Genomic DNA, 13,810 nt, shown 5'->3' on the forward strand with positions numbered 1-13,810 from the left:
CTACTCGGCGGCGACGGCCTCCGCCTCGGTCGGCGCGGCGCGGCCTGCCAGCCGGGCATCGCGCGCGGCGCGAAGCTTCTTGAAATCGTCTCCGGCGAAATAGGAGCTGCGGGTCAGCGGCGAGCTGGACACCATCAGGAAGCCCTTGCCGCGGGCGATGCTGGCATAGCTCGCGAACTCGTCCGGCGTCACGAACCGGTCCACCGGCGCATGCTTCGGCGTCGGCGCCAGATACTGGCCGATGGTCAGGAAGTCGACATCCGCGGCGCGGAGATCGTCCATCACCTGCTGCACCTCCTCCTTCGTCTCGCCGAGCCCGACCATGATTCCCGACTTGGTGAACATGGACGGGTCCAGCTCTTTCACCCGGTTCAACAGGCTCAGGGACGTGAAGTAACGCGCACCTGGACGAATGCCGGGATAGAGGCGCGGGACGGTTTCCAGATTATGGTTGAACACGTCCGGACGTGCCTCGACCACGACCTCCACCGCGCCCTTCTTCTTCATGAAGTCGGGCGTCAGGATTTCGATCGTCGTTCCGGGGGAAGTGGCGCGGATATTGGTGATGGTGCGGGCGAAATGCTCCGCCCCGCCATCGGGCAGGTCATCCCGGTCCACGGACGTGATGACCACATGCTCCAGGCCGAGCTGGCCCACGGCCTCCGCCACCTTTTCCGGCTCATGCGGGTCCAGCAGGTCGGGCCGGCCGGTCGCCACGTTGCAGAAGGCGCAGGCGCGCGTGCAGATGGCGCCCAGGATCATGAAGGTGGCGTGCTTCTTCTTCCAGCACTCCCCGATGTTCGGGCAGGCCGCCTCCTCGCACACCGTATTCAGCTTCAGCCCGCGCATGAGATCGCGCGTCTCGGCGTATTCGCGGCTGGTCGGCGCCTTTACCCGCAGCCATTCCGGCTTTCGCTGGATCGGGTTGTCCGGGCGGTTGGCCTTTTCGGGATGGCGGACGCGGTCGGGGCTGATCGGCATGGTACAGAACACCTTGCTGTGTAAGGTGAAACATAGGGGTAGAGGCTGCCCGGGCCAAGCGGGGCGATCCGCCACCCTCCCCCGCGAATGATGCAAGGCGGACCGGGAAGTCCGGCCCGCCTTGCCATGCTGTTCGGATGCGCTTCCAAGCCCGGCACAGCGGCCGCACAGCCGCGCGCAGAGCCGGAACGCAGGCCTAGTAATGGATGGCGCGCCCGTAGGCGGCCAGGACCGACTCGTGCATCATCTCGGACAGGGTCGGGTGCGGGAAGATGGTGTGCATCAGCTCCGCCTCCGTGGTCTCCATCGTCTTGGCGACGGTGTAGCCCTGGATCAGCTCGGTCACCTCCGCGCCGATCATATGGGCACCCAGAAGCTCACCGGTCTTGGCGTCGAACACGGTCTTCACCAACCCTTCCGGCTCACCGAGCGCAATGGCCTTGCCGTTGCCGATGAAGGGGAAGCGGCCGACACGGACCTCGTAACCGGCCTCCTTGGCCTTCTTCTCCGTCAGACCGACGCTGGCCACCTGCGGCAGGGAGTAGGTGCAGCCCGGGATGTTGCGGACATCGATGGGATGGACCTCAAGCCCGGCGATCTTCTCCACGCAGATCACGCCCTCGTGGCTCGCCTTGTGGGCCAGCCAGGGCGCGCCGCAGACATCGCCGATGGCATAGACGCCGGGCTCGTCCGTGCGCATGTAGGCGTCGGTCACGATGTGGCCGCGCTCGACCTTCACCTTGGTGTTCTCAAGGCCGAGATTCTCGCTGTTGCCGACGATGCCGACGGCGGAGATGACGCGGTCCACGGTGACCTGCTCGGTCTTGCCGTTGCCCACATCCAGCGTGGCGGTGACGTTGTCGGCACCCTTGTCCAGCTTCACCACCTTGGTGTTGGCGCGGATCTTGATGCCCTGCTTGGTGAACTGCTTGGCGGCCAGCGCGCTGATCTCCTCATCCTCCACGGGGAGGATGCGGTCCATCACCTCCACCAGCGTCACCTCGACGCCCATGTTGCGATAGAAGCTGGCGAACTCCACGCCGATTGCGCCGGTGCCGATGACCAGCAGGCTCTTCGGCATCTTCTCCGGAACCATGGCCTCGCGGTAGGTCCAGACCAGCTTGCCGTCGGGCTCAAGACCCGGCAGCACGCGCGCGCGCGCACCGGTGGCGATGATGATGTGCTTGCCTTGGTAGTCGCCGGCGTCCTGGCCAGTGACGGTCACCTTGCCCTTGCCGGACAGCTTGGCGCTGCCGTTGATCACGGCAACCTTGTTCTTCTTCAGCAGTCCCTTCACGCCGGCGGAGAGTTGGCCCGCCACGCCGCGGGAGCGCTTCACGATGGCCGGCAGGTCCATGGTGACCTTGCCTTCGACCGTGATGCCGTAATCCTTCGAATGCTGGATCAGGTGCGCCACCTCGGCGCTGCGCAGCAGCGCCTTTGTCGGGATGCAGCCCCAGTTCAGGCAGATGCCGCCCAGATGCTCCCGCTCCACCACGGCGGCCTTCATGCCGAGCTGGGCCGCGCGGATGGCCGCCACGTACCCGCCGGGTCCGGCGCCGATGACAAGGACGTCGTAGTTGGTGTCGGCCATGGTTCGCTCCTTCGCGCTTACAGCCCGGCCAGGCGCCGCAATCCGTCGCCCGTGACCCGCTGCACGGTCCATTCATCCATCGGCTCGGCGCCGATGCCGCGGTAGAACCGGATCGCCGGTTCGTTCCAGTTGAGAACCCACCATTCCAGGCGGCCCAGCCCTTCCTCAACACAACGGCGGGCCAGATGCTCGAACACCATCCTGCCGAGTCCGCGTCCGCGGAATTCCGGCCGGACATAGACATCCTCAACATAGATGCCGTGCCGCCCGAGGAAGGTGGAGAAATTATAGAACCAGATGGCGATGCCAGCAGGTTCGCCATCCGCCTCCAGGATCAGGGCGAACGCCTTCGGGTTTTCCCCGAACAGCGCCGCCCGGAAATCCTGCTCCGTCGCTACCACCTGGTCCGCCAGCTTCTCGTACTCCGCCAGTTCCCGCACGAAGCGGAGGACGAGGCAGATATCCTCCGGCCCTGCGGGCCGGAGAGCGGCAGATGGGGCGGCGGGACCGCTCATAGTCCCGCCTTACAGCATCATCGTGATCGGGTCCTCGATCATCTGCTTGAAGACCTTCATGAACTCCGCCCCCACGGCTCCGTCGACCGACCGGTGGTCGACGGTGAGCGTGCAGGTCATCACGGTGGCGACGGCCAGGGCATCGCCCTTGACCACCGGCCGCTTCTCACCCGCACCCACCGACATGATGCAGCTCTGCGGCGGGTTGATGATGGAGGTGAAGTTCTTGATGCCGAACATGCCGAGGTTGGACACGCTGAAGGTGCCTCCCTGGAACTCCTCCGGCTTCAGCTTGCCATCGCGGGCCTTCTGGGCGAGCGCCTTCACCTCGGCGGAGATGGTGGCCAGGCCCTTCTGGTCGGCGTTCTTGACGATCGGGGTGATCAGCCCGCCCTCTGTCGCCACGGCCACGGAGACGTCGACATTCTCGTACTGGAGAGTGCCGTCCTCGTGCCAGGAGGTGTTGGCGGCCGGCACCTTGCGCAGGGCCAGTGCCACCGCCTTCACGACGAAGTCGTTGACGGACACCTTCTCGCCAGACCGCTCGTTCAGCTCCTTGCGGAGGGCAAGCAGGGCATCGACCTCGCAATCCACCGTGAGGGCGAAGTGCGGGATCGTCTGCCAGGCCTCCGTCAGGCGCTTGGCGATGGTCTTGCGCATGCCGGAGTTGGGCAGGACCTTGTACTTCATGCCCAGCTTGTCGGCGGTGTCCTTGGCATTGACGCCACGCGGCAGGGCGGCCGGCGACGGAGAGGTGCCGATCCCGGCGGGCGCCGGCTGCTGTGCCGGAGCCGGGGCGGCCTTCGCCGCCTGGGCCGGCTTGCCGCCCTTCAGCGCCGTCTCGACATCCGCCTTCACGATCCGGCCATTCGGGCCGGAACCCTGCACGCCGGACAGATCCAGGCCAGACTGCTCCGCCATGCGGCGGGCAAGCGGGCTGGCGAACACGCGGTCGCCGCCACCATGGGCCGGCTGGGCGGATGCCGTGGGACCGACATCGCTCTTCGGCGCCACGGCATTGTCCTGCGGACCGGGCTGGCCGTAGGACGGAACCGCGGCCTGAACCTCGACCTTCTCCGGCTGCGGAGCGGCAGCCGGCTTCGGGGCGGGCTTGCCGGCGGAAAGGGCGGATTCATCCTCCCCCTCCTCCAGCAGCAGGGCGATGGGCGTGTTCACCGCGACACCGTCGGTGTCGTCGGCGATCAGGATCTTGCCCAGCTTGCCCTCATCCACGGCCTCCACTTCCATGGTGGCCTTGTCGGTCTCGATCTCGGCCAGCACATCGCCGGACTTGACCTCGTCCCCTTCCTTCTTCAGCCACCGGGCCAGCTTGCCCTCCGTCATGGTGGGCGACAGGGCCGGCATCAGGATCTCGATCGGCATACTCGTTCCTCCCGGGCGGTCCGGCGCTCAGCGACGGTAGGTGACGGCCTTGACGGCCTTGACGACGTCGTCGGGCTGGGGAAGCGCCAGCTTCTCCAGATTGGCGGCGTAAGGCAGCGGAACGTCCTTCGCATGCACGCGCACGACCGGCGCGTCCAGATAGTCGAAGGCGTGCTCCATCATCAGCGCGGACATCTCCGCACCCAGGCCGGCGAAGGCCCAGCCTTCCTCCACATTGACCAGACGGTTGGTCTTCTTCACCGAATTGACCACCGTCTCCACATCCAGCGGGCGGATGGTGCGGAGGTCGATGACCTCGCAGGAGATGCCCTCCTCCGCCAGCCGCTCAGCCGCGGCCAGGGCATGGGCCACCATCAGCGAGTAGGCCGTGATGGTCACGTCGGTGCCCTGGCGGATCACCTTGGCGCGGCCGATCGGGATGATGAAGTCCGGATCGGTCGGCACCGGGAAGGAGTGACCGTAGAGGATCTCGTTTTCCAGCACGATGACCGGATTCGGATCGCGGATCGCCGCCTTCAGCAGCCCCTTGGCATCGGCCGCCGTATAGGGTGCGACCACCTTCAGGCCCGGCACATTGGCGTACCAGCTCGTGAAGTCCTGGCTGTGCTGCGCCCCCACCCGCGCCGCGGCGCCGTTCGGACCGCGGAACACGATGGGGCAGCCCATCTGGCCGCCGGACATGTACAACGTCTTGGCGGCGGAGTTGATGATGTGGTCCATCGCCTGCATTGCGAAGTTCATGGTCATGAACTCCACGATCGGGCGCAGGCCGCCGAACGCAGCGCCGACACCAAGGCCAGCAAAGCCGTGCTCGGTGATCGGCGTATCGATCACGCGCTCCGGCCCGAACTCCTGCAGCAGGTTCTGGGACACCTTGTAGGCGCCCTGATACTCCGCGACCTCTTCGCCCATCAGGAAGACGGTGGGGTCGCGGCGCATCTCCTCCGCCATGGCATCACGCAGCGCCTCGCGGACGGTCTGCGTCTGCACATTGGCGAAGTACTTGTCCTCGTCGGTCGCTGGCGGTGCGGCCGGCCCCTTGGGCGGGCTGTCCGGCAGGGTAGCCGGGGCCGGCTTGTCGTCGCCCTTCGGCTGCTGCAGCGGCACGCTCTTGGGCGTGATCTCCTCGGTCTGGGCGAGGCTCTCCGTCGGGCTCTCATCCTCGCCGACCAGCGTGGCGATGGGGGTGTTCACCGCCACGCCATCGGTGCCTTCCGGCACCAGGATCTTGGCCAGCGTCCCCTCGTCCACGGCCTCCACCTCCATGGTGGCCTTGTCGGTCTCGATCTCGGCCAGCACATCGCCGGACTTGACCTCGTCCCCTTCCTTCTTCAGCCACTTGGCCAGCTTGCCTTCCGTCATGGTCGGCGACAGGGCCGGCATCAGGACCTGTACGGGCATTCGTCGGTTCCTCCGGATGTCGTCGGCTCAGGATTCCACCAGCACGTCCGTCCACAGTTCGGACGGATCGGGCTCGGGGCTCTGGGTGGCGAACTCGGCAGCCTCGGTGACCACCTGTTTGACCTCGCGGTCGATGACCTTCAGCTTCTCCTCGTCGGCGACGCCGTCGTCGAAAAGCCGCTTCTTCAGATTGTCGATGGGGTCGCTTTCCGACCGCATCTTGTTGACCTCCTCCTTCGTCCGGTACTTCGCCGGGTCGGACATGGAGTGGCCGCGATAGCGGTAGGTCTTCATCTCGAGGATCATGGGGCCGTTGCCGGAACGGATGTACTTCACAGCCTCATCGGCGGCGGCCTTCACGTCCAGCACGTCCATGCCGTTCACGGCCTTGCCCGGAATGCCGTAGGCGCTGCCGCGATTGCACAGCTCACCGGCCGAGGCACGCGCCTGGGAGGTGCCCATGGCGTACTTGTTGTTCTCGATGATGTAGAGAACCGGCAGCTTCCAGAGCGCCGCCATGTTGAAGCTTTCGTAGACCTGGCCCTGGTTGACCGCACCGTCGCCCATGTAGCAGACGTTGATGCCGCCATCCTTGTTGTACTTGTGGGCGAAGGCCAGACCGGTTCCGATCGGCACCTGGGCGCCGACGATGCCATGCCCGCCGAAGAACTTCTTCTCGCGGCTGAACATGTGCATTGAGCCGCCCTTGCCCTTGGAGTAGCCCCCGCGGCGGCCGGTCAGCTCGGCCATCACGCCTTTGGGGTCCATCTGGCAGGCCAGCATGTGGCCGTGGTCGCGGTAGCTGGTGATGATGCTGTCACCGGGCTGCAGCGCAGCCTGGATGCCAACAACCACGGCCTCCTGACCGATATAGAGGTGACAGAAGCCGCCGATCAGGCCCATGCCGTACATCTGCCCCGCCTTCTCCTCGAAGCGGCGGATCAGCAGCATTTCACGGTAATAATGGATCAGTTCATCCGGGCCAGGCAGGGATGCGGCTTGCGGTGCCGCGGGCTTGGCGCGGCGTCGGGACGTGGCCACTCGCTCCTCCCTCAAAGAATGTTCGCGCAGGCAACAGGCGTCGCGCCGCAACGTGCCGCTAGTGCTAGCGCCCTGCGAAACTCATTGCAAGCTGTGTGCAGTGCAATACGCTGTTTTGGCACGCATTTTTGGGATTAACCTTGAACAGGCTAATCGAAGCGTTTTCAGCGGCTTAGGTAGGAAATCAGGGGACGCTCTGCGCCGGATGCGGGTCAGGCCGTCCCGGAAGGAGGATCACCAGATCATCCGGATGCGTGTGGTTGAGCTGGGCGCGCGCCCGCTCCTCCAACATATCCGGGTCCAGGCTGTCGGGCCGCAGCAGGGTGGTACGGCGCTCCAGCTCGATACGTTCGGATCGCACCTGCTCCAGCACGCGCTCCGCCTCCTCCACTTCGCCCTGCAGATGCGTCAGCGCGACGAGGCCGCGGTCGCCCTGAACCGTATGATAGGCGAAGTAGGCCACCACAAACGCCCCGAGGACCGGCCCCACGATCTGGCGGAGCAGGCGATTGATTCCATTGAAGAAGGGGCGTGCGGCGATCATGTCGGCATGGAATCATGGGCTATCCAGGCCGTCAAATAGAAAACGCGTTCGACAAGAATTGTCCGAAGCCCTAACTGAAATCGCACAAGAAAAAGGGGCAGCCCGGCGGGCTGCCCCAATACCTAGCGTTGGTGAAGTCTCCTGGCGTCCTCAGCCGCGCTTCAGAGCGCTGCGCCCCGGATAGACGGCGGCATAACCCAGCCCCTCCTCGATCCGAATCAGCTGGTTGTACTTGGCGATCCGGTCGGACCGGGAGAGCGAACCGGTCTTGATCTGCCCGCAGTTCGCTGCCACCGCCAGATCCGCGATAGTGGAATCCTCGGTCTCGCCGGAGCGGTGGGACATGACGGCGGTGTATCCGTTGGTCTGGGCGATGCGCACCGCTTCCAGGGTCTCGGTCAGGGTGCCGATCTGGTTGACCTTGACCAGGATGGAATTGGCCAGGCCCTTGGAAATCCCGTCGGACAGGCGCGCCGGGTTCGTCACGAACAGGTCGTCGCCGACGAGCTGGCACTTGGAACCGATGGCATTGGTCAGAGCCTTCCAGCCCTCCCAATCATCCTCGGCCATGCCGTCCTCGATGGAGACGATTGGATACTTTCCGATCAGCTCCTCCCAGTAACGGGCCATGCCGGCCGGATCGAGGCTCTTGCCCTCGCCTTCCAGCTCATACTTGCCGTTCTTGAAGAACTCGGTGGACGCGGCGTCGAGAGCCAGCAGAACATCGTCGCCGGGCTTGTAACCAGCCGCTTCGACCGCCCGCATGATGAAGTCGAGCGCCTCGGTCGTGGATTTCAGGTTCGGCGCGAAGCCGCCCTCGTCGCCCACAGCCGTGTTATGGCCCGCGTCCTTCAGCTTCTTCTTCAGCGCGTGGAAGATTTCGGCGCCCATGCGGATGGCGTCGGCGCAGCTCTCCGCCCCCACCGGCATGACCATGAATTCCTGAATGTCGATCGGGTTATCCGCATGCGCGCCGCCATTGATGATGTTCATCATCGGCACGGGCAGGATACGGGCATTGGTCCCGCCGACGTAACGGTAGAGCGGCTGCTCCAGCTCTTCAGCGCTCGCGCGGGCGGTAGCCAGGCTGACACCGAGGATGGCGTTGGCACCCAGGCGCGACTTGTTCGGCGTTCCGTCCAATTCGATCATGGTGCGGTCGATGGCGACCTGCTCGGTCGACTCCAGGCCGGCCAGTGTGTCGAAGATTTCGCCATTCACCGCCTCGACGGCCTTGCGCACGCCCTTGCCGAGATATCGGTCCTTATCGCCGTCGCGCAGTTCGACGGCCTCGTGCGCGCCGGTGGAAGCCCCCGACGGAACGGCCGCACGGCCGAGCGCCCCGGTTTCCAGCCGAACCTCCACCTCGACGGTGGGATTGCCGCGGCTGTCGAGAATCTCGCGGGCGGTGATGTCGATGATGGCGGACATTGGCTGCGCTCTCCTCCTTGTAGGACGCATCGCCGCCCGGAGGATGGTCCGGACGCGCACGGTCAGGCCATCCCCATAGCCGCCGTAACCGCCGGGAGCAAGGGGAAGCGTGGCGTCCGGAAGGCTTACCGCTCGACTGGCCTATGCAGCCAATGCTTCCGTTTCCTTGGTGGTGAGCGGCCGATCCATCGTGCGCTTCGCACCTTTGGTGCCTATGTAGAAGTCGGAAATGCGGGCCAGATCGGCCGCAATGCTCTCCGTCATCCAGAGCAGTTCGCCGAACCGTACCTTACGACGACCGTAATCCAACGCGCAGGGCAGAATGGGAACTCCGGCGGCGCGCGCGATATGCCAGAATCCGCTCTTCCAGTGCTGGCTCTCGCTGCGAGAGCCATCCGGCGCGATGGCCATGGCGAGCTTGTCGGCATTACGGAAGCGTTCGGCAACTTGACCGACCACACCGCCTGCCTTCCGGCGATCCACGCCGAAGACCCCGCACCAGCGCATCAATGCACCAAGCGGCGGCTTCATCAGCGTGTGCTTGCCCATGATCTTGATATCGATACCAAGTGCCAGCGCGGCACCCATCACGACATAGAAGTCCCAATTTGACGTATGCGGCGCGCCGATGCAGATGAACTTCGGAACGTCCGGCACTTCCCCTTCGAAGCTCCAGCCACCCAGCCGGAGCATGGTGCGGCCGGCCCATCGGGACAGGGCGCTGCCGCGACGGGGTACGGATGCGCCAATCGAGGGGACACTCAGGGACATCGTTCAGGCCTCGTCGGTCGAAATGGTCCCGGTCAGATGGCGACGGGATCGGCCTTTGCAATACGGTCCAGCGCCAGGAGGGTGGAGAGCACAGTCTCCATCTGCGTCAGCGGGACCATGTTCGGACCGTCGCTCGGCGCGCAGTCCGGGTCCTGATGGGTTTCCATGAAAACGGCGGCAACGCCGATGGCTATGGCGGCGCGGGCCAGAACAGGGACGAACTCCCGCTGTCCGCCGCTGCTGGTCCCCTGCCCGCCCGGCTGTTGCACGCTGTGCGTGGCGTCGAACACAACCGGGTAGCCAGTCTGGGCCATGATCGGCAGGGACCGCATGTCGCTGACCAGCGTATTATAGCCGAAGCTGGCGCCCCGTTCGCACAGCAGGACGTTATGGTTGCCCGTGGAAGCGATCTTGGCCGCCACGTTCTTCATGTCCCAGGGGGCCAGGAACTGGCCCTTCTTCACGTTGATGGGCTTGCCGGTCTCACCGGCCGCCAGCAGCAGGTCCGTCTGGCGGCAGAGAAAGGCCGGAATCTGCAGCACGTCCACCGCCTCCGCCACCGGTGCGCATTGCTCTGGCGTATGGATGTCGGTGAGGACCGGAATTCCGAACTTCTCGCGGATTTCGGCCAGAATCGGCAGGCTCTTGTCCATGCCCAGTCCGCGGGCGGCGGAGACGCTGGTGCGGTTCGCCTTGTCGAAGCTGGACTTGTAGATCAGCGGAATTCCCAGCCTGTGTGTCAGCTCCACCAGGGCGGAGGACATCTCCAGCGCATGATCGCGGGATTCGAGCTGGCACGGCCCGGCGATCAGAACAAAGGGCTTGTCATTGGCGATCTGCACATCGCGGACCGCGACGGCGCGGGGGGAATTCATGGCGGCACCTATAGGTCGCAAGGAGCGGAGCGGATTGCGACGTATCCGCAGCCCGGAGTTGGTCGCGATCCGCTCCGCCCTCGCGACCTATCGCCTTAGACCAAACGGCTCTGCTCGATCGCTGCCCGGATAAAGCTGGTGAACAGCGGGTGAGGCTCGAACGGCTTGGACTTCAGCTCCGGATGGAACTGGACGCCGATGAACCAGGGGTGATCCGGCAGTTCCACAATCTCCGGCAGCACGCCATCCGGAGACAGGCCGGAGAACTTCATCCCGACATTCTCGAGCTTCTGCTTGAAATCGATATTGACCTCGTAGCGGTGGCGGTGCCGCTCCTCGATCACGTCGGCGCCGTAGATGTCGCGCACTTTCGTGCCGGGCACCAGGTGACAGGCATAGGCGCCCAGCCGCATGGTGCCGCCGAGGTCGCCGCCGGCGATGCGCTTCTCAAGCTGGTTGCCCTTCACCCATTCGGTCATCAGGCCGACCACGGCCGGGTCGGGCTTGCCGAACTCGCTGGAGCCGGCATGGTCCAGGCCGGCCAGATGTCGGCTGGCCTCGATCACTGCCATCTGCATGCCGAAGCAGATGCCGAAATAGGGAATCTTGTGCTCACGCGCGAACTGGGCGGCCTTGATCTTCCCCTCCGTCCCGCGCTCGCCGAAGCCGCCCGGAACAAGGATGCCGTCGACCTCTTCCAGCCGCTGGATCGCCTGCCCGCTCTCAAAGATTTCGGCATCGATCCAGTCGAGCTTGACCTTCACATTGTTGGCGATAGCGCCGTGGGTCAGCGCTTCGCCCAGCGACTTGTAGGCATCGAGCAGGCTCGTGTACTTGCCGACCACGGCGATCGTGACCTCGCCCTCCGGATGGCGGACGCGGCGGACGATCTCTTCCCAGCGGGAGAGATCGGGTTCGCCCTGCACCGGCAGGCCGAAGGCCTTCAGCACCTGATCGTCGAAACCCTGCTCGTGATAGCTGATCGGCACCTGATAGATAGTGTCCACATCCAGGGCGGCGATCACGCGCTCCTTCTGGATGTTGCAGAACAGGGCGATCTTACGGCGCTCATTGTCCGGGATTTCCCGGTCGGCTCGGCAGAGCAGCATCTGGGGCTGGATACCGACGGACAGCAGCTCCTTCACGGAGTGCTGGGTCGGTTTGGTCTTCAGTTCGCCCGCAGCCGGGATGTAGGGCAGCAGGGTGACGTGAACGAACAGGGCTCGCTCATGCCCCACCTCGTTCCCGAACTGGCGGATGGCCTCCAGGAAGGGAAGCGATTCGATATCGCCCACCGTGCCGCCCACCTCGCAGAGGACGAAATCCTCGTCCGTCAGGTCGGCCTGGATGAATTCCTTGATAGCGTCCGTGATGTGCGGAATCACCTGCACGGTGCCGCCCAGATACTCGCCCCGGCGTTCCTTCGCGATCACGGTGGAGTAAATCCGACCGGTGGTCACGTTGTCCGACTGCCGGGTGTGAACGCCGGTGAAGCGCTCATAATGGCCCAGATCCAGGTCAGTCTCCGCACCGTCATCGGTGACGAAGACCTCACCGTGCTGATACGGGCTCATCGTGCCGGGATCGACGTTCAGGTACGGGTCCAGCTTGCGCAGGCGGACTTTATAGCCGCGGGCCTGCAGCAAGGCCCCGAGCGCGGCGGAAGCCAGCCCCTTGCCCAGGGAAGAAACCACGCCGCCGGTGATGAAGATGAAGCGCGTCATGGAAGCCCAGTCTATCCGAATCGAGAAACCCGGGCCAGACTTCTGCCGGCCCCCCAAAAAGAAGAGGCGGCTCGAGCGCCGCCTCTGACGTGTATTGCCGCCCTACGACTCATTCCCCGACGGGGACCGAGGGTTCGGCCGGCGCCGGAGCGGGCGCCTCCGAAGGCGCTTCCGGCGCGGCGGCGGGCACTCGATCAAAGATCGAATCCGTGCGCGACGCGTTGCCGGCCAGAATCGCAAGGATCAGGCTGGTGGCGAAGAAAGCTGCGGCCAGGAGAGCGGTGGCGCGGGTCAGCAGATTGGCGCTTCCGCGGGTGGTCATCATGCCGCCCATGTTGCCGCCGCCCATGCCGAGACCGCCGCCTTCGGACTTCTGGATGAGAACCACACCGACCAGCGCCATGGCGATCAGCAGGTGGATGACCAGAACCACCGTTTCCATACCCGTTCCCTCGAAAGACCCGTTCAACCGCCCGTCATCCGGGCATCAAGCCAACATGTTCCTGCGAACACGCATAGGAACCGGCTGCCTCTCGGGGCAACCGGCCCTGTCACAAATCATGTCGTCGGGCGGGTTGTTTACCCGCTCAGCGCGCCGGATGCTAGCGACAAGATGCAGCAATGCCCCAGAAGTCTTCATCCTTCAGGCTGGCGCCGCCGACCAGCGCCCCGTCCACATCGTCAATCGCCAGAATTTCAGCCGCGTTGCCCGGCTTCACCGACCCGCCGTATAAAATGCGCACGCCGTCGGCGCTTGCAACGAGCCCGGACAGGCTGGTGCGGATATTGGCGTGCATGGCGGCTATGTCCGCATTGGTCGGCGTACGGCCTGTACCGATTGCCCAGACCGGCTCATAGGCGATGACGGTATTCTCCGCCGTGGCTCCGTCCGGGATGGAGCCCTTGAGCTGTCCCGTGACGACGGACTCGGCCTCGCCCGCATCACGCTGCCCCTCGGTCTCGCCGACACAGACAATGGCGATCAGGCCGGCTTTGTGAGCTGCTGCAGCCTTTGCGCGGACCGTTGCGTCGCTTTCGCCGTGGTCCTGCCGGCGTTCGGAGTGGCCGACGATGACATAGCGACACCCCAGATCGGCCAGCATGGCGGCGCTAATGTCGCCGGTATGGGCGCCCTTCTCCGCCGCATGGCAGTCCTGGCCGCCGAGCGCCAGGATTGAACCTTCGAGGACCTGCCCCACAGGCGCGATCAGCGTAGCGGGCGGACAGATCAGCATGTCGAATCGCGCCGTGTCGGCTTTTTTCAGCCGCTGAACCAGGGCTGCGGCCAAAGCCGTCCCGTCGGCGCGGAGGCCGTTCATCTTCCAGTTTCCGGCGATCAGTGGGCGCCGCGCTGCCATTCCGTTCCTCCTCATCGTCCTTATCGATTATTCCTGCGCATTCCGCGCATCCCTTACCAGCCGCAGGGCTGGAATTCCACCCGCACCGCTCCTATACCGGGTGTGGCTTGCCGCACCGGCAGGCCGCTTCTATGATGCGCCGCTTTCGGCGGACCCGATGCGTCTGGCTTC

General features: G+C 65.0%; 13 protein-coding genes. All 13 read right to left on the reverse strand.

Annotated features, from left to right (window positions below):
• The 13 genes from lipA to tpiA all read right to left on the reverse strand — a co-directional run bounded on the left by lipA (position 1) and on the right by tpiA (position 13,639).
• Positions 1-981 carry a lipoyl synthase gene (gene lipA / locus DOL89_RS06440; RefSeq protein ID WP_119678391.1) on the reverse strand — a complete coding sequence of 327 codons (981 nt, stop codon included), beginning with the start codon at positions 979-981 and terminating at the stop codon, positions 1-3.
• 196 nt (positions 982-1,177) lie between these two features.
• Positions 1,178-2,575 carry a dihydrolipoyl dehydrogenase gene (lpdA, locus tag DOL89_RS06445; RefSeq protein ID WP_119678392.1) on the reverse strand — a complete coding sequence of 466 codons (1,398 nt, stop codon included), beginning with the start codon at positions 2,573-2,575 and terminating at the stop codon, positions 1,178-1,180.
• A gap of 17 nt (positions 2,576-2,592) precedes the next feature.
• Positions 2,593-3,090 (reverse strand): GNAT family N-acetyltransferase, encoded by a 498-nt coding sequence (locus DOL89_RS06450; RefSeq protein ID WP_119678393.1) that lies wholly within the window; start codon positions 3,088-3,090, stop codon positions 2,593-2,595.
• Between the two features lie 9 nt (positions 3,091-3,099).
• Positions 3,100-4,473 carry a pyruvate dehydrogenase complex dihydrolipoamide acetyltransferase gene (locus tag DOL89_RS06455; RefSeq protein WP_119678394.1) on the reverse strand — a complete coding sequence of 458 codons (1,374 nt, stop codon included), beginning with the start codon at positions 4,471-4,473 and terminating at the stop codon, positions 3,100-3,102.
• A 27-nt stretch (positions 4,474-4,500) separates the two neighbouring features.
• Entirely contained in the window at positions 4,501-5,895 is a 1,395-nt protein-coding gene (locus DOL89_RS06460; RefSeq protein ID WP_119678395.1) for a pyruvate dehydrogenase complex E1 component subunit beta, read from the reverse strand.
• Positions 5,896-5,922: 27 nt separating this feature from the next.
• Positions 5,923-6,936: a pyruvate dehydrogenase (acetyl-transferring) E1 component subunit alpha gene (gene pdhA / locus DOL89_RS06465; protein ID WP_119678396.1), complete on the reverse strand. Its 1,014-nt coding sequence runs from the start codon at positions 6,934-6,936 to the stop codon at positions 5,923-5,925.
• A gap of 184 nt (positions 6,937-7,120) precedes the next feature.
• Positions 7,121-7,480 (reverse strand): FtsB family cell division protein, encoded by a 360-nt coding sequence (locus tag DOL89_RS06470; RefSeq protein ID WP_119678397.1) that lies wholly within the window; start codon positions 7,478-7,480, stop codon positions 7,121-7,123.
• Positions 7,481-7,630: 150 nt separating this feature from the next.
• Entirely contained in the window at positions 7,631-8,911 is a 1,281-nt protein-coding gene (eno, locus tag DOL89_RS06475; protein WP_119678398.1) for a phosphopyruvate hydratase, read from the reverse strand.
• A gap of 141 nt (positions 8,912-9,052) precedes the next feature.
• Positions 9,053-9,682 (reverse strand): lysophospholipid acyltransferase family protein, encoded by a 630-nt coding sequence (locus DOL89_RS06480; RefSeq protein ID WP_119678399.1) that lies wholly within the window; start codon positions 9,680-9,682, stop codon positions 9,053-9,055.
• A gap of 32 nt (positions 9,683-9,714) precedes the next feature.
• Positions 9,715-10,557: a 3-deoxy-8-phosphooctulonate synthase gene (gene kdsA, locus DOL89_RS06485; protein ID WP_119678400.1), complete on the reverse strand. Its 843-nt coding sequence runs from the start codon at positions 10,555-10,557 to the stop codon at positions 9,715-9,717.
• A 95-nt stretch (positions 10,558-10,652) separates the two neighbouring features.
• Positions 10,653-12,281: a CTP synthase gene (locus tag DOL89_RS06490; RefSeq protein ID WP_119678401.1), complete on the reverse strand. Its 1,629-nt coding sequence runs from the start codon at positions 12,279-12,281 to the stop codon at positions 10,653-10,655.
• A gap of 109 nt (positions 12,282-12,390) precedes the next feature.
• Positions 12,391-12,723 (reverse strand): preprotein translocase subunit SecG, encoded by a 333-nt coding sequence (secG, locus tag DOL89_RS06495; RefSeq protein WP_119678402.1) that lies wholly within the window; start codon positions 12,721-12,723, stop codon positions 12,391-12,393.
• 160 nt (positions 12,724-12,883) lie between these two features.
• Positions 12,884-13,639: a triose-phosphate isomerase gene (gene tpiA / locus DOL89_RS06500; protein WP_119678403.1), complete on the reverse strand. Its 756-nt coding sequence runs from the start codon at positions 13,637-13,639 to the stop codon at positions 12,884-12,886.
• Positions 13,640-13,810: the final 171 nt, after the last annotated feature.

Origin of the sequence: Indioceanicola profundi (assembly GCF_003568845.1) — a bacterium.
GTDB lineage: Bacteria > Pseudomonadota > Alphaproteobacteria > Azospirillales > Azospirillaceae > Indioceanicola > Indioceanicola profundi.